We start from the raw sequence: 20259 nt of genomic DNA, 5'->3' as shown, positions 1-20259 counted from the left end.
ACATCAAAAAGAACATGAAAAATCAAATTCATACTTACGCTAAAAAGATATCCCTGGCCTCACTTATGGTAATAAGTACGCTTGGTGGCTGCACCTTGGATGAGGACGTGTACTCTATTTATACCCCAGAGACTTTTTATTCCAACGATAAGGAAGTCCTCTCATCATTGTCCGGGGTATATAGGAATTTTGCTCAGATCACCGGCATGGGGGCTGAGTACAGGACCCTGGAGCTCTCCGCCGATCAGGTGGTGGTCCATGGCAAGATTCAAGGCTGGTGGGCTAATAGTGACTTTGAGCAATTGATGGAGCATAAGTGGGACGCCAGCCATGCCTATATTGCCGGCACTTGGAATACCCTGTTTGGAACCGTGGGGCAGGCCAATGCGCTCATTGCGGCGCTGGAAGAGTCTTCCCTGGATAATATCAGTGGACCAAAAGCGGAGCTGCAATCCCTGCGGGCTTTTGCTTATTTCTTTCTCGTGGATCTCTATGGCAATGTGCCGCTATTTACGGCTCCTAAAGTAGATCCTCTGAATCTCCCCACCCAAAATACTCGCTCGGAGGTGGTCGATTTTATTATTTCAGAATTGGAAGAAGCCGCACCTAACCTTCCATCCCAGGCGGACGTGGGAAGTGAATATTACGGTCGATTTACCAGAGAAGCTGCTTATACCTTGCTCGCCACCCTGTACCTCAATGCGGAGGTCTATACCGGCAGCGCCCAAAATGAGATGGCGATAGAGTATGCTGATAAGGTCATAAACTCCGGCGCTTACCAGCTTCTGCCCAATTATTTTGACAATTTCACTTATAATAATGAGGAGAATGCAGAATTTATCTTCGGAGGAATCTATACGCCTAATATCCCTGGAGGGATAGGCCACCCCCTAGTACAGAAGGTGCTTCCGGGTATTAGCGGCGGCTTATTTGGCTTGCCTTATACCCCCCAGGATGGATTCGGGACACGGCCTTCTATAGTGGAACTGTATGAGGATCAGGATGTACGAAAAGGGATGTTTTTGAGCTATGGTCCCATGAAAGATCCTAGAAATGGTGAGGTGGTGATGGTCGAGCGGGTGGTGCCGGACAATAATAGTAACCTTTACCAAGCCGGAAAATCAACCGAAGGACCAGTGCCGTATGAAATTATCCCGGCTACAGGCATCAGAAATCAACCGATGAATGCGGGTATCAAATGGATCAAATGGGGCCTCGACCCTAATACCAATGGTGGAAATGCAGGGAATGATATCGCCTTCTTCCGCTATGCGGATGTGATCCTGATCAAGGCCGAAGCTATGGCTCGTTTGGGGAATTTTAGCCAAGCGACCATCCTTGTCAATGAGGTCCGCGAACGTAGCAATGCCAGTGCATTGAGCAGCGTAAGCCTGGAAGATATCCTCGATGAAAGAGGTAGAGAGCTGACCTTTGAGCTGGCCCGAAGGAGGGACCTAATTCGCTTTGGGAAGTTTACAGATGCCTGGGAATTTAAGGCAGAATCGGAATCGTATCGTACTATATACCCTATTCCAAGCACTGCCATCGATTCTAATCCTAACCTAAAGCAAAACCCAAATTACTAATGAAATATATGAAGAAGATAACGAGTACCCTTTCCAGCAAGCTATGCTGGCTGGGCTTGATCATGATGGGGCCTCTCGGGGCCCATCATGCTTCCGGGCAATGGGTGGAAGGACTAGATTATTCCAGTCGCGCCAATGTTGATAAGACCTTTGATATGATTGGCGAAAATGCTTTTGGACAACATTTCCCCTCAGAGCATTTTACCTTTGAGGATGAGGTGACTGGCAAGACGGTGATAGCCCTGACCAGCTCTAGGCATAATAATTCCAAAATCTACCAAACCCATCCTCAGTGGACTCCCGATGGCAGGTCCATCGTGTTTCGCTCAGACCGATCAGGCAAAGGACTGGCCTATGCGCTTTCCATGGAAGACTATAGCATTACCCAGATTTCCTCAGGGGATGATGGCAGTGACTTTCACCTGGGCTGGAATAAAAATCTCGCCTACCATATTAGAAATGATTCTTTGATTATCCTTGACCTTGGGAGATTGCTGGAGGAGACTCATGCAGGTAAGCAAGTGACGAAGGCTGATTATGAGCAGATAGTGGCGATCCTACCCGCCCATTTTCAGCCCAATGGCATGGCCTTAGACCATAACGAAAAATACCTGTATTTCTCCACCAGGGTGGAAGATGGGCATTCGTCTATTGTGCAGGTGGAGCTGAGCAGTGGGGCCGTGGAGGAGATCCTCGAAGTTCCCTTCCGCATAGGCCATCTTCAAGCCAATCCTTATAAGGAGGGTGAATTGATGTATTGCTGGGAGACGGGCGGGGATGCACCACAGCGGATGTGGATGGCCAGCATAAATGAATCCCGTGAAGTTAGCAATCGGCCTCTCTTTGCGGAAACTGACGGTACCTGGATTACTCATGAGGTTTTCCTTGGGCCAGATCATATTGGTTTCAATAGTATGGGGCATCTGGATAGGCTTCAGCAAGGACCAAATGGCATCTATTCGCTCAATTTGCGCACAGATGAGCTTGTATTTCATGGGCAGCAAGACGGGGGAGGATATTGGCATACCGCTGGTACTTCGGACCTTCAGTGGATCGTCGGCGACACCTTCAACGGCGACCTTTACCTGATTCCCTTTGGGAAGCCTGAGGCCGCCCAGCTGTTGACCACTGGACATAGGCTGAGCAGCAAGAGTCCCTTTAGCCGTGAGGCTCATTCTCATCACTCTATTAGCCCCGATGGTAAATGGTTGCTGTTTAATTCCAGCCTGTTGACCGCTAGTGATATCATGATGATGCGACTGGAATAGCCTGGATCATTGATATTGAGCCGCCTTTGGATAATGCGCCCCGGGTTTTGGGAGTGTATCTGAGTAGATGGCTCAGCATCTTTTTTTGGAAATATGGGGCGCGATCAGTCAGGTTTTCGTTGCCCTTAGTGATTCGGATTTGCAGGATTATGTATTATATAGAGGGAATAAAAATGAAATTCACCAGAATGAAGTGTCGAATACTATTAGTAGATGGTAATGATGAATAGAACGAGCATCTTGTTTTTAGGGCTATTATTATGCCTATCTCAAGGCTGCCAATCAGGAAAGGATAAGGAGGAGAAGCTGGCTGAAAATAAGGAAACCAGACCTCCCAATATTATCTTTATTCTAGCGGATGATCTGGGCTATGGCGACCTTAGCTGCTATGGACAGCAGCGATTCGAGAGTCCAAATATCGATCGGCTAGCTGCGCAGGGCATGCTTTTTACGAATCACTATGCGGGTACCAGTGTCTGTTCTCCCTCCCGAGCCTCGCTGATGACGGGGCAGCATACGGGACATGTGGCCATTCGTGACAATCGGAGCCTGGACCCCTCCGCCTATGGTTTTAGGGAGATTGAGGGGCAATTTCCCCTGGCGGATTCCATTCTTACCCTTCCTGAGATGATGCGGGAAAGGGGCTATGTCACGGGGGCCTTTGGAAAGTGGGGATTGGGAGGTCCGGATACTGAGGGAGCGCCAAATCAGCAGGGTTTTGATGAATTTTATGGTTATGTATGTCAGTCATTGGCACATAATTACTATCCTGATCACCTCTGGCACAATCAGGAGAAGATCCCTATGCCAGGGAATGAAGAGGGGGCTTTTGGGGACTATGCACCAGAGCTGATGCAGCGGGAGACGCTGGCTTTTATTGAGAAGAATAAGGGTCAGCCTTTTTTTCTTTTCGTGCCAAGTCCCTTACCTCATGCCGAGCTGATCGTTCCTGAGCATGAAATGGCACCCTTTGAGGGTCATATGAGTCCGGGCACACCCTTCAATGGAGTGGATAGTGGTCCGGCTTTTCGCCAGGGAGGCCTCGCTTCGCAAGATAAACCCCACCTTGCATTTGCTGCCATGGTGAAGGTTCTTGATGATCAGGTGGGCGAAATCATGGCAAAGGTTAAGGAGCTAGGAATAGAAAATAATACCCTGATCATCTTTACTTCTGACAATGGTCCGCACCGTGAAGGTGGAGGAGATCCTGAATATTTCGATAGCAACGGCGGCTTCAAAGGAATCAAAAGAGACCTTTATGAGGGGGGAATTCGTGTGCCCCTGATTATGAGCTGGCCTGGCCGGATAGCGGCAAATACCACCAATGCTCACCCTTCCGCTTTTTGGGATTTTATGCCTAGTTTTGCAGCTCTTGCCGGCGCTCCTGTGCGGGACAATTGGGATGGAATATCAATGCTGCCCACCATGATGGGGCAGGAAAATAAGCAGAAAAAGCATCCCTATCTCTACTGGGAATACCATGGCGAGGCGGGAAAACAGGCCGCCAGAATGGGCGATTGGAAAGGGGTACGAACAGGAATAAGAGAGGGGAATAGAAAAATAGAAATCTATAATCTGAAATCAGATCCCGGGGAAACCACCAATTTGGCTCTTGAGCATCCTGAAATCCTATGGAAGATGGACTCGATATTTAGCATAGCCCATACCCCTTCAGTCGAATTCAAGCTGGGCTATCTGGATGAATAAGGATTTTTATGATCTTATTTACTATTTGCAGTTTATGAATGTTTGCTTAATATTATAGGATATTATTCATTCCAAATACTATCCTTATGCAGACCAGTGTCAAGCACGATGAGCGAATGGCTCAGTTAACTTTTGCTTCGGTTTACCCGCTCTATATAGCTAAGGTGGAGCGAAAAGGCCGTACCAAAGCAGAACTAGATCAGGTGATCAGCTGGCTGACGGGTTTTGATGGGAAGGCCCTGGAGGAGCTGATTGCACAAAAAGCCACCTTTGAGCGCTTCTTTGAGTTGGCTAAGCTGCATCCTAATGCTTCGATGATTACCGGAATGATCTGTGGCTATAGAATTGAAGATATAGAAACGCCACTTACCCAAAAAGTAAGGTACCTCGATAAGCTGGTGGACGAACTAGCAAAAGGCAAGACAATGGCGAAGATACTTCGGGGCAGCTGAGGTAAGTGAAGGCCTAGAATCTTGGGTTTTACCCCAGCAGCTGATGATTTAGATAGTTAAGTCGCAGATATTTTATATTTCTGGAAGTATTGGCTTGACAAAAAAAAAGACCGGGGAATAAAGATTGGATGATCCAATTTTATTCCCCGGTCTTCGACTTATATCGCTAATGATAGCGATGGCTTTATAAGCCTATGAATAGCCATTATTAGGCATATTGCAACTCTTCTTTTCTTTTTGGATTTTTCCTTTTCCCTTTTTTCTTCATCTTATTTATCCATATGATGGTCCCGGTGATCGGCAGACTGGTAGCGATCAGGCAGGAGATAAAGTAAATCAGTTTGGTGATACCTCCATAGACTGTACCGATGTGCAGGGCTTTGATGGACCTTGCGATTTGCTGGTTAAAGTCCTGGTCACTGAATTTTGATAACTCCACGATGGCTGCATTTTCCACTTTTAGGCTGGCCTCATCACTTCCATAGGGAGCAAAGAAACCCACTTTTGATTTCTGAATTTCGATGTTTCCTTTGCCGTCTTTCGGGAAGCTAACTCTATAGTCACCCTCATAAGGGAGTTCTGCGTCCACCGCGGACAGGTAATCGGTGAATGGTAAAAACTCAGGGCTAGCCACTTCTTTGGCCTTCTGATTTGATCCGCCTTCCGGTCTTCCACCTTGGCTAGGACCGCGATCTCCACCGCCAGCTTCCCTTTCCTGATACACTCCTAAGGCTTTCTGAAGGCCAGTGCGGTACCAAGGGAAGGACCATTGTGGGCCAGTAAGTCCCATGATCAGGAGAAAGAAGAATGCATAAAATCCGAGCGTATTGTGTAGGTCGTGGTTGGCTCGCTTCCAGCTACCATTGAGCTTTAATTTAAGCCCCTGTTTCCAGCTCTTCAGCCTTTGGGGAAACCAAATGATCAGCCCCGTCATTACCCCAATGGTAAACAATATGGTGGCGGTACCCGTGATATAACTGCCCAGCTTCCTATTTTCCAGGCCTGCTATTATTTCGGTCTCTACTGTGTCTAATAATAACCAGCGGTGCAGGCTAAACATGCTGCGCATAAAGCCATCCATGGCCGTGGTCGTCTCCGAATTTCCCGCAATTGCCCCAGTATAGGGATTGACATAATAAGTGGTACCAAAACGACTACGATCACCTTCCTTCTTTACCGAAAACTGATAGTTTTTACTTTTATCCTTGGGAATAGTAACGGAGGAAATGTCTCCTTCGGCCTGGCTTTTTACCTGCACGATAAGGTTTTCCATCGCAAGAGGCTTGGCATCCTGTGGCCCCTCATTCCAGACTTGCTCCGATCGGGACAGGTCTTTTAGCTCGGAATAATACACGTAAATGGTGCCTGACAAACATACTGGAATCAAAATCAGCGCTCCTGCCAATCCTAACCACAGGTGGATGTCATTGAAAAATTTCCTTGTCTTTTGCCAGTTGGTTTTTTGCTTCTTCAAGGTCTGTCGTAGTTAAATAATATCTAATTTTTTCCTGTCTGGTGGACTTCAATCATTAGGCTGACTTATAACAGTTTTGCACGAAGTGCGCACTATCTCAAGCCCCTTCTTGACCTAAATCGTTGGCAAATATAGTTTATTTAGATTTAATTTAAATATTGATTGCAGGAAATTTGATCGGAATATTTATTTTTATGCCTGTCCAATAAGGATTTGAGCGTGATTCATCTATTTTATTCCCATAGCCAGGGAGGTACTAAGCATTTAAATCTGGCGAGTGGATATTCGATAAGAAACCGATCGGTGGCTTTCAGGTGTATTGCTGATACACTTCATGAAGGCGGATATAAAAGAATAGGTATTTTCACCGCCAAGGTTCCTGTCTGGGCCTATAAGAATTCAGGATTCCCAGAAGTTTTTCTCATAGCCATAGCAGAGCTGGTAAACAGCAGATCGAAACAGATTTTTTGGTTGAGGTAGAACAGTGGCCAGAGTACCTCGGGGATGGTGAACACTATATGAAAATACCGAATCGGAAGGAGTCCTACTTTAAGCTCATCCACCCAGACCAACTGGCGGACATACTGGCACTTTGGACAATGCCTGTTGTGACAACTGTTGAAACAGGTCTTTGTGTGATCGCAGTGATCACATTTGAGAATAGCACTCCCCATCTGCGAAGTGCTACAGGATATAATCGCACGAAAAGCCTTGTGCTGGCAGGTGGAGAGCCGATGCCCGGAAAGATATTCCTGTCCGCAACTCCTATTGAAGCTACTCCTTATGACTACAGGCCTGAAAGAGTAGCTTTCGCCCTCCTTTGCAGGGAATAGGGTGCAGCTGAAGGAGATGATTCTGACGGATATGGAGGTGGACCGCCTTGGCGTCAAGGTCCGTGATACTGGCGAAGGGCTGTAGCTATACTATCCGATCAGGGTGTTTTGTGGGTAGAAGTTGCCTTAAACTTGCTAACCCTTTCCACCTCACTGAGCAATAAGGGAAAGGCTGGAGCGGTCATATTATGGCCATACCCATCCATCTCATATAAGGTGGTTTCGGTATGACCGGCCACCTTCATCATACGCATCATATAGGCGTTTTCCTCATACCGGCCAAGCAGCTCCATCTCCCGGTCGCCGGTGATAAGGAGCAGGGGAGGGGCATCAGGTCGTACAAAATACAAGGGAGCCAGCTCGTCAATTAGGGCTTGATGACCGGGGAGGCCTCTTTCTTCCCGCACCGTAAAGTGGGTGATCATATGTCCGCTGAAAGGGATCAGTCCGGCAAGGTCATTCGCATCCAGACCATAATTGGCAAGCCAGCTCTTGTCCATCCCCACCATAGCGGCCAAATAGCCCCCAGCCGAATGGCCGGAAAGGAAGACTAGGGAGGAGTCGCCCCCGTATTGGTGGATGTTTTTGAGAGTCCAGGCAATGGCCGCGGCCGCATCGGCGATATAAGTGGGTGCGGAAACCTTGGGATACAGCCTATAATTTACTCCTATAATGGCCAGCCCCTGATCCTTCAGCGCTTGGGGAATTTCTTTTTCTCCCCCAGTCAGTCCTCCTCCATGAAACCATACCACGGTAGCAAAATCTTCCTTGCCCTCGGGCAAATATAAATCTAGAACACATCGCTCCTCCATATAGGTATCGGCCTCCCTGATAGACTGCTCATAATAAGGGATATTCTCCAGCGTCTTATAGCTTTGCCCTTGGCCAAAGGCAATAAAAGTCAGGAGGAATAAGGGGATGATAAGTGAAGGTGATTTTTTCATTTCAGTGGATTTATAAATTTAAAGATACCTGTAAAATCCTAGGCTGCAAAGGCATTTTTCCATACCTAAATAAGCTCCCACGCTACAGGCCAGGAAAACCGATTGGGCCTGGCTATTAGGATGGCATGGCTGAATGCAGTACGCTGGGGAGATGTGAAGTATCCTGTTGATTGCAACTTTATTAGACATTAGAATCTGATTAGAAGGGAACCATTTCAGGCTGATTGTCGTCTTTCTACAAAATAGCAAAAAATAGCAGGCTCAGAATCTTTAATCGAGCGGAGGTTTACTGGCTTAGGAGGAGGGGTGGTGTTGAGCTATTAGAAGTATGAACCCTAATTTTTACTTGTGAAAAAAATCTTATTAGTCGAGGACGACAGTCGCGTGAGTGCTTTTATTATCAAAGGCTTGCAGGAGGAAGGGTATGAGGTTACCTTGGCCATGGATGGGAGGCAGGGCTTTGACTATGTGAAGTCGCATTCTTTTGATGTGCTGATTTTGGATATTATGGTGCCCGAATTGAATGGTATCGAGCTTTGCCGGCTTATTCGTGAGGAGGGAGTCAGTAGTCCTATATTGTTTCTCACCGCTCTAGGGAGTGCCGAGAATGTGGTGACCGGGCTGGATGCAGGAGCGGACGATTACTTGTCTAAGCCTTTTAAGTTTATCGAGCTTCTTGCCCGAATCAGAACTTTACTTAGAAGGTCTGGCGCAGGAATAATGGAGGATAAACCTGCTAATGTCTATCGATTTTCTGATCTTGAACTCAATGATGATGCGAAAAGTGTCAGCCGAAATGGCCTCAAGCTCAACCTTACTTCCACCGAATACCGTCTGCTGCTTATGCTGCTGAAAAACCCCAATAGGGTGCTCAGCAGGGTGGATATCCTGGAGGAAGTATGGGGGATAGATTTCGATATGGGCACCAATGTGGTGGACGTTTATATCAATTATTTGCGTAAGAAAATGGAGAAAAATGGCGGGGAAAGGTTAATCAAAACCGTCATCGGAATGGGCTACGTCTTGAAAGTTGGAGAATGAAAATACAAAATAAGATCATCTATATTCTGCTTGCGGTATTCTTTAGTTATACCCTGTTGTTTAGTGGTTTTATTTATTATTCTATTTCTAATTATGCTTTTACTGACTTCTATAAGCGACTAGAAATCAGGGCTATTGCGGCAGCAAAATCTCGGCTGGAAAATGAGTCGGGAGGAAATGTAATCCGCGAGCTTAGGCAGGAGTACCTTGAAAAATTGCCTGATGAGGAAATTCGATTATTCAGGAAACCTTCCTCCGGCCACTGGGAGAATATTCCAGAGGTGGCCTTGCTGGATCCCTCATTCCTGGAAGATATCATCCAGGAGGGCACGGGGACGTACCACGATAAGAAGACTTTTTATTACGGCACCTTTTATTTGGCACCCGATCAGACGCCCTATTTAGTGGTGATTTCTGCTGAGAATTACTTTATTAGCCACCATATCCAATACCTCCGTAATTTGCTTTTTACGGCTTTGGGCTTTGCTTTTGTCATTATTCTGGTGGCTGCTTATCTTTTTTCCAGACAGATCATCCAGCCTATCAATAATATTATCGTGAAGGTGAAAGAAATTAGTTCAGAAAACCTACACCTGCGGCTGCCTGGCAATAGCAATAATGATGATACTATCAGCAAGCTTAGTCAGACTTTTAATGAAATGCTTACCCGTCTTGAGACCTCCTTTGAGACGCAAAAGAACTTCATCAGCAATGCCAGTCATGAGCTCAACACGCCCTTGACTTCTATCATCGGGGAGGCGGAAGTGACCCTGAGCAAGGCCCGAAAGCCCGAGGAATACGTGCAATCGCTAAATACCATCCTTGGGGAAGCGGAGAAGCTCGAGAAGAAAACCAAGGCTTTATTGATGCTGGCGCAAACGGGATTTGACGGAAAGAGTCAGAAATTCAGTAAGCTAAGGGTGGATCAGCTGATCCTGGATGTAAAAGAAACCGTGGAGAAAATCGATTCAAGAAGTAAAATACAATTGGACTTCAGCCTTCTACCAGAAAACCCCGACCTGCTAAAAACCAATGGTAACGAGCCGCTGCTGCACCTTGCGCTATCAAATATCATCCTGAATGGATGTAAATATTCTAATTTCAGCCCTGTGAAAGTGGCTCTGGGCGCCAGCGAAGACCGCATCCTTATCATCGTCCATGACCAAGGGATCGGCATCCCTACTCAGGAACTTAAGTATATTTATGATCCCTATTTCCGAGCTTCCAATACCCTTAATCATGAGGGATATGGCATCGGGCTACCCCTAGCTAGGAATATCATCCAACTGCATAAAGGAGACCTGCAAGTAAGATCGGTGGAGGAGGATGGCACCACCGTCCAGATCAGCCTTGCGAGCCTTCGATGATCCCCGGATAAATTCTAATCCTATCCTAATCTATCTCTTAATTCCCTCTAATAACTGCTTATTATATTTGCTATATAATAATTGAAAGAGTGTGATTTATGAGAAAAACGGTATTAATACCAACTGATTTTAGTGTAGAATCAGTTAATTTAGTAAAAACAGCCTTAAATTCTAACGAGGAAGATTCTTTCGAGATCATCCTTCTTCATGGCTTATATCTGCCGGATACCATGACAGAATTGATTCTTTTTCGGAAGAAGGAAACCATCCGTAAGCTCGAAAATGCAGCTTTCAGAGAATCTTGCCAGCTGCTTCTAAGTAAGTACGGAAAGAGAATTGAGAGTCTTAGCGTGGATCTATTTACGGGCTTTAATCAGTCGGCTTTTGAGAATTATCTGGAGGCTAATCGGGTGGACGAGATATATGCCTTGGCAGAGTCCCGCTTTAAGGGGCCCCATAAGCGAAGCTTCGACCTGATGCCTTTTGTAAAAAATGCTAGCGTGCATCTCTTTAAGATCAGGTGGGTGGATCTGGGCAAGGATTCTTACATGGATAGAAATCAGCTTTCTGCTTTATTTTTCGGTCATTTTAGCTCCTCCTAATCCCCAATTCATGAAGATCATAGCAATATATACGATAGTTGCGCTCCTAATAGTGGGAGGGATATTCTCACTTCTTAGCAGCCATCACAGCCCTGATGAGCGGCTTGTGGGCAGATGGAGGGAGATTTCCTGGCAATATGAAAAGCTCGACTCTCCATCGACCGCTTCAGACGCGAGTATTTTTGCGATCTCTGAGCATATCAAACGAGAGATCAGCCGCGATCTGGTCATCCATCAGGCGGAGACTTGGGAGATATTGCCACATGGGCAGATGCAGCTTCACCTCCAGGGCGGCGAAATCAAAGCCCTCGATTGGAGGCTCAAAGGCCGAGGGCATATCCTGAAATTGATGGGTAAAAATAGGCCGCTGGAGCATTACCAAATCCAAAAACTGAATGGTGACAGCCTCGAGGTGCACTTCAATTCGGACCTCCAGACACGGGGTATCATTAAGATGACTTTTGTAAAAGAACATAGCTGATCATGCTGAGCAAGTATAGTAATAGTCGGACCCTAGGCGATAATATACGGCTGGGAAGCCTGACGGCCTTCTCTGCGGGAATGGTCAACGTGGTCTCGGTGATGTTGTTTTTTGCCTTCACCTCCAATGTCACAGGACATTATGCCGTACTCGCCGAGGAGATCGCAAAGGGGAATTGGTACCAAGCGGCAGTGGTGGCCTCCTGGATTTTATTGTTCTTTCTCGGGGGATTTATTGCCAACTGTGTAATCATCAATTTCAATAAAAATTACACCTATCTCGCTCATGCCATACCCATCATATTGGAGATCTGCTGCTTGCTTATCGTGGGCACATACGTGCAATATTACTATAGGGAATCCTTGGTGGAGACCGAATTACTAATAGGCTTGATGCTCTTTGCGATGGGAATCCAAAACGGCCTTACGGCGAGTATCTCCAATTCGGCCGTGAAAACTACCCATCTCACCGGCCTCACCACCGATCTTGGCATGCTGTTCTCGATGTTTACCCGCAGGGAATACCGAAAAAACAAGCAGCTCAGGGGGAAACTCAAAACCCAGCTGGCCATCATGAGCGCTTATCTCAGCGGAGGCGTCGCTGCAGGCCTTATCTATATCAATTATGGCTATAATGTATTCTATATCGTCTGCTTGTTTTTGCTCGTGGTGATCGGTTACGATTATTATAAAATCAAATATTACGAACTCCTTCAGCGCCGCCAGCGCCGCAGAGATAATATCATTCCCATCAATAGAAAACCGAAAGAAAAGCTGCTAAGTCGATGGTAATTATAAGTCCGCATCTACCTATAGTTCCTCTATCCGTAAAAATTAGTAATTCAATTACTAGCCCCATTCAAGGCTATTATCACTCCAGTTATCCTCAATTTTATCCCTTTAGCCTTCAGGTTTCTATGGTTTTCATTGATCGTGATACTCGTTTTTGAGGCTTTTGTTAAGTGATACTTCTAGATTAGAAGTGTTTTTTATTTGCTTAAATTGATATTTTTCAATACTATTTTGGCATAATTCTATGCTATTTGGGTTTATGTTTTGTTTTACTATTAAAAAAACTCTTCTTTATACAGAAAATGGCCTTACTCTTTTCTTTTCAGACCTTAGCTGAGGGCTGTAATGGAGGGTTCTTTTAGGGAGCACCATTTTCATGACCATAAACCCAGGATCAATGAATAGTTCTTCCAAATCCGAGATTTTCAATCGAATAGTTGAATCTGAATTGGTGGATCAGTCCACATTGCCTAGGCAGGAGACCAGTGAAGAGATTTTCATTTGGGAGCGACTGCTGCAGGGCAGCGATGAGGCCTTGGCGGAGCTGTACGAAAAATATGCCAATAAGCTATTTAATTACGGTAGCCAAATCACCACTGATAGGGACCTAGCTTTTGACATTGTGCAGGATGTCTTTTTGACTTTGGTGAGTACCAAATCCCAACTATCACCCATTCGCTCGGTGAAGAATTACCTTTTTTCTTCCTACAGAAGGAGGCTGCTGAGGCAATTGAAAAGGAATAGGAAAATAAAATACGAATCCAATTACGAGCGGCAGGATGGATTCCTCGTGACTTTTGAGGAGGATTATTATTCCATTTCTACCCCACTTACCGTGGATAGCCGTAAGCTTATCGAAAATGCCTGTAATCAGCTGCCTATTCGACAGCGTGAGGTGATCAATTTTTATTTTTTCGAGCAATTATCCTATAAGGAGATTGCAGAAATTATGGATATGAGTCAGGTGCGGTCCGCCAGAAATCTCCTTTATAAAGCACTTAAGTCACTTTCTATCAGCCTAAAACACAATAAAGAACTGCTTCGACTATTGCCACTTTTACTGCTGCTAAAGAACTAAGCCTTAACCCTATTACCAAGAGCTGTATTGACGCCAATTAGTCCTGCATTGGCAGGTGTAGGGAAGAGGAATGTATTGGAGCCTGGCGGCTAAAGGTTTGATTAGGGAAGCATTGTCTTTTTTAGCCTGAAAGATTTTCAAGGAAGCATTGACCATTTTTTACACGGAAAGAACCTGAGCACCTTCTTTTATTTGCTCACGGAGAGAGAGTTTTTATTCGTTCGTTATAATAAATAAACTGCGTTTTAGAAATAATTTTTATTTGGTTTTTTGCATGAATAGGGTTTAATCCTCAGGGGTTTATGATTTTTATTTTGGCTGGTTCTGTGTATTAGTGGAATAATTAAAATTGCCCTGGATAAATTATTTTCAATTGACCGATGTCATTTTTTCTACTCATGTCTCTATAAGGGGGAAGGACGAAAGGTGGTGAGAGATGTATGCCCCAAACCAGAATATCCACAGTTAGTTTTTCGATAGGATTACTTATCATCATTAAGCGGTAGTTATGTCATTTGACCCTGATCATATAGAAGATTTCTTAGAATACCCATTTTTCATCAAATGGGTAAAAGACCCCAATTCCCAATCCAATCAGTATTGGGAGAAGTGGATTAGTGAGCATCCCGATAAGCGGGAGCTGTTTTTGGAGGCACAGACCCTGGCGAAGGCCTTGCGGCCAAAGGAGAATAATCAGGTGGATAGCGCAAAGCTTCGTGCAGGTTTGGATTCTCTTATTGCCAAGAACAATGAGCGAGGTGGTCAGGAGCGCTCCACTTTCCCTGGGAAGAAAAAGCAGGCTTTTTTGACCATAGGAGGGAGCATAGCCGCATCTATTTTGCTGGCGGCCTGCTTACTTCTCAGTTATTCCTGGTTTGGGAATAAGGAAGCTGCTCCGCTGGCCGAGGAGGCAAAAGTGCTGGTACGATCAGTCCCCGCGGGCATGAAAAAAACCTTCGTATTGCCAGATAGCACTCAGGTGACATTGAATGCCGATAGTGAAATTCGATATTCAAGTGATTTTGCGATCAATAGAAAAATCCATTTGCGAGGAGAGGCGTTTTTTGATGTGAAGAAGGATCCCAAGCATCCTTTTACCATCCAGAGTGGTGCACTTACCACGGTGGTCCTAGGGACCTCCTTCGGCGTGAAAGCTTACCCAGCGGGTGATTTTTCCCATGTGGCCGTGCTTTCCGGATTAGTGAAAGTGAGAACAGACAACGGCATAGAAGCAGAGCTGAAGCCGGATGAGGCCGGATTTTATGAGGTGGAAACCGGCACACTGCGGAAGGGATCCTATGATTACGAGTCCCTGCTCGGATGGAAAGACAAGGTCCTCAAATTTAAAAATGCTAGCTACGAATCCCTATTCTATGAATTGAGCAAATGGTATGATGTCCAATTTATATATGAGAATGGTATTCCAGAAGGAGGTGATTACAGCGGTAGATACCAAGACCAAAGTCTAAAAAATGTACTGGACGGTATCTCCTATGCCACGGATCTGGAGTTTACCCTATCAGGCAAAAAGGTATCCGTAAGGGTCAATTCAAAACCAAATAAATAGAATTATTATCCACAATTTACCCAAATAATTATGAAACATTTCTTACACACTAAGCTGCGCCTATACAGCTTTCAATTTAAGTTATTGCTGCTTATACTATTTCAAGCAGTCCCCTTGCAATCGAGTTTTGCAAATAATGTGCAGAAAAAAGGCCTGGACGAAGTTGTCCTAAGCGTGTATGCGGAAGACCTTTCCGTATATGATATTTTCAATCAAATAGAGCAGGAAACTCAGTTTTCATTTGCCTATGAGAAGGAAACCTTGGGGGACTTACCCCACCAATCCCTGACCATCGAAAATGGTACCCTGCTGGCGGTGCTGGAAGAGCTTTCGCTCAATGCCAAGCTGAAATTCAAGAGCATCAACACCACCATACATGTATCCCGACAAGCTAGCAATTCGGCCATAAGCGTGGAAGTAGAGCAGTCTGTTCGTGGCAATGTGAGTTCGGCCGCCACCGGGGAACCGATTCCTGGTGCCACGGTGAGCATAAAAGGTGCTGCTGTGGGCACGGCAACAGACATCAATGGGGATTTTTCCTTGACTGTTCCCGGTCCTGAGTCGGTATTGATCATCTCCTTTGTAGGATACAAAGCCGAGGAGGTACTGGTAGGAAATCAAAGCCGGATATCCGTTAGCCTTACGGAAGACCTACAGGGCCTGGATGAGGTCATTGTGGTCGGCTATGGCACGCAAAAGAAAATCAATATCACTGGCGCGGTGGCAGCTGTGGATGGTGAAGTGCTGTCCAGAAGACCTGTCACCAATGCGGCCTCCATGCTCCAGGGGCGTCTCCCCGGCGTGCGCGTCGTGCAGAATTCCGGCCAGCCGGGAGATGAAGGCCTGGGGATACAGATCCGTGGCCAGGGGACTTTTAGTGGAGCTGGCTCCAATCCCCTCGTGCTTATCGATGGGGTGGAAGGTAGCCTGAATGATATTGACCCAAATGATATCGAGAATGTGTCGGTATTGAAGGATGCTGCCTCAGCGTCTATCTATGGCTCTAGAGCCGCCAACGGGGTGATCCTCGTGACCACCAAAAAAGGCGTGAAAGGTGCCTTCAAATTGGATTATCATGGCAACTTCGCCGTGCATCAAGCTTCCAGAATGCCGGAATTCATCACCAATTCCGCAGAATATATGGAGCTATGGAATGAAGCTAAAACTAATTCGGGCATCTCCCAGGGGCTATATACCCAGGATCAAATCGATCTCTACCGAAATGCCACAGATCGTAATCAGTATCCCAATACCAATTGGCTGGACCTGATGTTTAATTCTGCGCCTGTCCAAAGTCACTACCTGTCCTTCAATGGTGGTGAAAACCTCACCACCTATAATATCTCCCTTGGTTATGTGAATCAGGAAGGGGTGATGAAGGGCTTCAATTACGAAAGGTATAATTTCCGGGTAAACTTAAGTTCGGCTATAAATGATAAGATTCGCTTTGGCACAAACCTTAGTCTAAAGCGCGGTGAAAGGGAAAATCCTCGGCAGGGAGCCACGGATACTTTCCTAAGTACCCTTTCCCAAGCCCCTACCTATGGCCCTCAGCTGCCAGATGGTAGTGGAAGATATTCTTTCAAAGCCTTTGATTTTGAGAGTAATAATAAAAATCCGGTGGCCATAGTGGAAAATGGAGTGCTCAACAAGCTGGTGGATCATGCCATCAACGCCCAATTGTGGACGGAAATAGAGCTGGTGGATGGACTTACCTGGTACACTAAGGCGGCCGTAATAGGCGACCTAAACCGATCCAAGGACTGGAGACCTCAGGTGCCTTTATATAATTTCTTGACTGGCGACTTCATGACCGACCTGGATGTGGGCGGAAAGGGCCTAAATGTCAATAGCAACGAAAATATATACACAAACCTTTTCTCGCATTTTGCTTATGAAAAGAGTATAGCGGATAAGCATCATCTGAATGTACAGGTGGGATATAGCCAGGAATATAATAAATATGAATTCCTAACAGGCTATAGAGAGCGATTTTCGACGAATGTCCTCCAAGAGCTAAATGCCGGCAGCCCTGCCGTTCAGAATGCTTCTGGTACAAGTTCAGAATGGGCGATACAGTCTTTCTTCGGCCGTTTGGGGTATAATTATAATGAGAAATACCTCCTGGAAATGAACCTTCGGTATGACGGTACCAGTAGATTGAGCCCTGATGAGCGCTGGGGAGCCTTCCCTTCGATATCTGCGGGCTGGAGACTGACGGAGGAGTCATTTATAAAGGATGCGGATTTGAGCTGGCTGGATGATCTGAAGTTCCGGGCCTCGTATGGAGAATTAGGAAATCAGAATATTGGTACCTATCCTTATCAGGATATCCTGGTCTTTACAGGAGCCTATCCATTTGACAATAATGACCTGGCAACAGGCGTGGCTCAGACCCGACTATCCAACAGTTCTATCAAATGGGAGACCACCAAAATAACGGATATTGGAATGGACCTTTCCATACTGAGGGGATTGAATATCACGGTGGATTGGTACAGAAAAGTGACTTCTGATATCCTCCGAGGATCGCAGCTGACTGGCGTGGTAGGCCTTACTCCTCCCACCATCAACGATGGCGTGATGCAGAACACTGGTTTGGAAATAAATTTAAACTATCGCAATAGCTTTCAGGATGGAAGTCTGCAAGGCCTGAATTACGAGGTTGGATTTTTCATTGACCGGTTTAGAAATGAGCTGATAGAATTTGGCGCTGAGGAGATCAGTGGAAATCAGATCTACCGTGAGGGCCTTCCATGGGGAAGTTTCTATATGCTGGAGATGGAAGGTATCTTCCAGTCTGAGGAAGAAATAAATAGTAGCGCGGCGCAGTTTAATGACAATTCGGTCCCTGGAGACCTCAAATTCAAGGATCAGAATAATGATGGAGTGATCAATAATGATGATAGGGTGGTCATAGGAAATCCATTTCCTAAGTTCGAATATGCCTTCAACCTGAGCGCTTCATGGAATGGTATTGACCTGTCCGCTTTTTTCCAAGGTGTACATGACAGAGATATTTATGTGAATAACTGGGGGACGATTCCTTTCATCCAGGGAGCTCCTCCCACGGTGGATTGGAGAAATAGATGGACGGAGGAGAATCCTTCCACCACTATGCCACGCATGTATTGGGGCTGGAATGACTCTGGGAAAATCTCCAGAACTTCGTCATACTACCTACAGGATGCTTCTTATATGAGATTAAAGAACCTCGTGGTGGGCTATAGCTTCTCAGAGCATCTCATAGAAAAGCTCAATCTCTCCAAACTTAGACTGTACTTCTCCGGGGACAATTTATTTACCTTCACCCAGTACCCAGGTTTGGATCCGGAGCGGGCAGGGAATGGGAATTTTGTTAATTACCCGCAAAATAAAATCTACTCTTTGGGTGTACAAGTGCAATTCTAAGCTGATCTAAACTTTGAAATCATGAAACATATAAAATATTATATAATTATAGCCTGCCTCCTAGTGCTGAGCTCCTGCGATGGCTTTCTCGACAAGAATCCCACCGACCAGCTGTCCTCCGAATTATTCTGGAAGTCTAAGTCGGATTTTGACAATGCCCTGACGGCAGTATATGGGTCCATGCAGTCCGACTTATTTACCTATGGCGCACCCAATCTGGATGTGATCACCGACAATGGCTATGGTCAGCACAACTACTGGGGAAGTAATACCATCGTGCAGGGTAATATATTTCCCTCCTCAGGAGGCTATATATCGAATGTCTATAGCACTTCCTATAATGCGATAGCGAGGGTGAATATATTTCTTCAAAACCTGGAAAATTACCAAGGCGACGATATCAGTGCCGACCAACGTAAGCAGTATGAGGGCGAGGCCAAATTTGTGCGGGGCTTCTTTTATTTCCAGCTCTACCAAGCTTATGGAGCGGTCCCAGTGGTGACCCAGCCCTTGGATCTTGAGACACAGTTCCAGCCGAAAAACCCTGCTGCAGAAGTGTATGAGCAGATTAATATAGACCTGACAGAAGCCATCAATAAGCTTCCGGACCTTTCTTTTGCCTCCGGAGGAGGCCATGCTGTAAAAAGCTCTGCGCAGGGATTACTCCTTAGAGCCTTGATGTATAATGGCTATCAAGCTGATGGAACCGCAAACACCGCAGTATTAGAAGAAGCTCAAGGCCTCGCAGAGGAACTTATGGATGGCAAGTACGAATTGGCAGAGGATTATCTATCGGTATTTCAGACCGGTACTCAGGAGGGAAATGTGGAAATCCTGTTTTCTGTGAAGTACCTGGCTCCTGACAATGCCACGCCGATGGATCAGTGGTATGGTGACTGGCTCGTGGTGAGCCCCCTCCAAAATATGGTGGACGAATATGAATATATCGATGGGCTGGCCTTTGGAGAGTCTCCACTGACTAATACCACCGAGCTATTTGAGAATCGGGATCCAAGGTTGAATATGACCATTTTTGACGATTATGTGGATTGGGGCAATGGAAATGTGCATCGTCCATCTAATAATCGCCCTACCGGCTATGGGCTGAAAAAATTCCTGACTCCTGACCTTATCCCTTATGGTTATTCCACCAGAAGTGAGCAAGACTGGCCTGTGTTGCGATATGCAGACGTGCTGCTGATGTATTCCGAACTGGTAAATGAGCTGAGTGGCCCTACCACCCAAGCTTACGAGGCCATCAATGAGGTACGAGGAAGAGTAGGGATGCCAGCACTGGCGGCAGGATTGTCGATGGAAGAATTCCGAGCGGCGATACGCCATGAGCGCAGGATAGAAATGGCCTTTGAGGGACTGCGCTATTATGATCTGAAGAGATGGAAGATCGCCGAAGAAGTCCTCAATAGTGTGGATGATGGCGTGATTCCTTATCACTTTGAAGATCGCTTTTACCTATGGCCACTGCCACAGTCCGAAATTGATAAAAGTAATGGGGTGCTGGTTCAGAATCCTGATTACCAATAAGACCTGAGTATTGGAAATGGAGTTCTCGCTGATTAGTGAGGGCTCCATTTATCCTATTATAAGCCTTGTTCATCCTCTAACGCCTACGAATACTAAGATAAAGTTTGTAGGTTTA

General features: G+C 45.9%; 15 protein-coding genes and 1 pseudogene. 13 read left to right on the top strand and 3 right to left on the bottom strand.

Annotated elements, in window-relative coordinates; translation table 11 throughout:
• Window positions 1-14 precede the first annotated feature (14 nt).
• The 4 genes from B050_RS0116825 to B050_RS0116805 all read left to right on the top strand — a co-directional run bounded on the left by B050_RS0116825 (window position 15) and on the right by B050_RS0116805 (window position 5013).
• On the top strand, window positions 15-1586 hold the full coding sequence (locus tag B050_RS0116825) for a RagB/SusD family nutrient uptake outer membrane protein (protein ID WP_018475117.1): 1572 nt from the start codon (window positions 15-17) through the stop codon (window positions 1584-1586).
• A gap of 8 nt (window positions 1587-1594) precedes the next feature.
• Window positions 1595-2854: a TolB family protein gene (locus B050_RS0116820; RefSeq protein ID WP_229802393.1), complete on the top strand. Its 1260-nt coding sequence runs from the start codon at window positions 1595-1597 to the stop codon at window positions 2852-2854.
• A gap of 219 nt (window positions 2855-3073) precedes the next feature.
• Window positions 3074-4561, top strand: a complete 1488-nt coding sequence (locus B050_RS0116810) for an arylsulfatase (protein ID WP_229802394.1) — start codon at window positions 3074-3076, stop codon at window positions 4559-4561.
• 86 nt (window positions 4562-4647) lie between these two features.
• Window positions 4648-5013, top strand: a complete 366-nt coding sequence (locus B050_RS0116805; protein WP_018475113.1) for a DUF2200 domain-containing protein — start codon at window positions 4648-4650, stop codon at window positions 5011-5013.
• A 208-nt stretch (window positions 5014-5221) separates the two neighbouring features.
• On the opposite strand, the gene B050_RS0116800 is transcribed toward B050_RS0116805, so the two are convergent.
• The 3 genes and pseudogenes from B050_RS0116800 to B050_RS0116780 form a co-directional block, all read right to left on the bottom strand.
• Window positions 5222-6487 carry a PepSY-associated TM helix domain-containing protein gene (locus B050_RS0116800; RefSeq protein WP_018475112.1) on the bottom strand — a complete coding sequence of 422 codons (1266 nt, stop codon included), beginning with the start codon at window positions 6485-6487 and terminating at the stop codon, window positions 5222-5224.
• Window positions 6488-6879: 392 nt separating this feature from the next.
• Window positions 6880-7272 (bottom strand): annotated as a pseudogene (locus tag B050_RS23285) (IS91 family transposase); the annotation flags it as partial.
• A gap of 146 nt (window positions 7273-7418) precedes the next feature.
• Window positions 7419-8264 (bottom strand): alpha/beta hydrolase, encoded by an 846-nt coding sequence (locus B050_RS0116780; protein WP_018475109.1) that lies wholly within the window; start codon window positions 8262-8264, stop codon window positions 7419-7421.
• Between the two features lie 348 nt (window positions 8265-8612).
• On the opposite strand from B050_RS0116780, the gene B050_RS0116775 reads away from it, so the two are divergent.
• The 9 genes from B050_RS0116775 to B050_RS0116735 all read left to right on the top strand — a co-directional run bounded on the left by B050_RS0116775 (window position 8613) and on the right by B050_RS0116735 (window position 20144).
• On the top strand, window positions 8613-9305 hold the full coding sequence (locus B050_RS0116775; RefSeq protein ID WP_018475108.1) for a response regulator transcription factor: 693 nt from the start codon (window positions 8613-8615) through the stop codon (window positions 9303-9305).
• On the top strand, window positions 9302-10672 hold the full coding sequence (locus B050_RS0116770) for a sensor histidine kinase (protein ID WP_018475107.1): 1371 nt from the start codon (window positions 9302-9304) through the stop codon (window positions 10670-10672). The genes B050_RS0116775 and B050_RS0116770 overlap by 4 nt, the downstream gene beginning before the upstream one ends.
• Window positions 10673-10770: 98 nt before the next feature.
• Window positions 10771-11274: an adenine nucleotide alpha hydrolase family protein gene (locus B050_RS0116765; RefSeq protein ID WP_018475106.1), complete on the top strand. Its 504-nt coding sequence runs from the start codon at window positions 10771-10773 to the stop codon at window positions 11272-11274.
• Window positions 11275-11284: 10 nt separating this feature from the next.
• Window positions 11285-11755 carry a hypothetical protein gene (locus B050_RS0116760; RefSeq protein ID WP_018475105.1) on the top strand — a complete coding sequence of 157 codons (471 nt, stop codon included), beginning with the start codon at window positions 11285-11287 and terminating at the stop codon, window positions 11753-11755.
• Window positions 11756-11757: 2 nt separating this feature from the next.
• Window positions 11758-12546, top strand: coding sequence for a YoaK family protein (locus tag B050_RS0116755; RefSeq protein ID WP_018475104.1), 789 nt, complete (start codon window positions 11758-11760; stop codon window positions 12544-12546).
• Window positions 12547-12943: 397 nt separating this feature from the next.
• Window positions 12944-13624, top strand: a complete 681-nt coding sequence (locus tag B050_RS0116750; RefSeq protein ID WP_157492862.1) for an RNA polymerase sigma factor — start codon at window positions 12944-12946, stop codon at window positions 13622-13624.
• Window positions 13625-14132: 508 nt separating this feature from the next.
• On the top strand, window positions 14133-15191 hold the full coding sequence (locus B050_RS0116745; protein WP_018475102.1) for a FecR family protein: 1059 nt from the start codon (window positions 14133-14135) through the stop codon (window positions 15189-15191).
• Window positions 15192-15221: 30 nt separating this feature from the next.
• Entirely contained in the window at window positions 15222-18602 is a 3381-nt protein-coding gene (locus B050_RS0116740; protein WP_018475101.1) for a SusC/RagA family TonB-linked outer membrane protein, read from the top strand.
• Window positions 18603-18623: 21 nt separating this feature from the next.
• Window positions 18624-20144: a RagB/SusD family nutrient uptake outer membrane protein gene (locus B050_RS0116735; RefSeq protein ID WP_018475100.1), complete on the top strand. Its 1521-nt coding sequence runs from the start codon at window positions 18624-18626 to the stop codon at window positions 20142-20144.
• Window positions 20145-20259 lie beyond the last annotated feature (115 nt).

The sequence above is a fragment of the Echinicola pacifica DSM 19836 genome (assembly GCF_000373245.1).
In the GTDB taxonomy this organism is placed as follows: Bacteria; Bacteroidota; Bacteroidia; order Cytophagales; family Cyclobacteriaceae; genus Echinicola; species Echinicola pacifica.
This window is presented reverse-complemented; position numbering and strand designations above follow the sequence as displayed.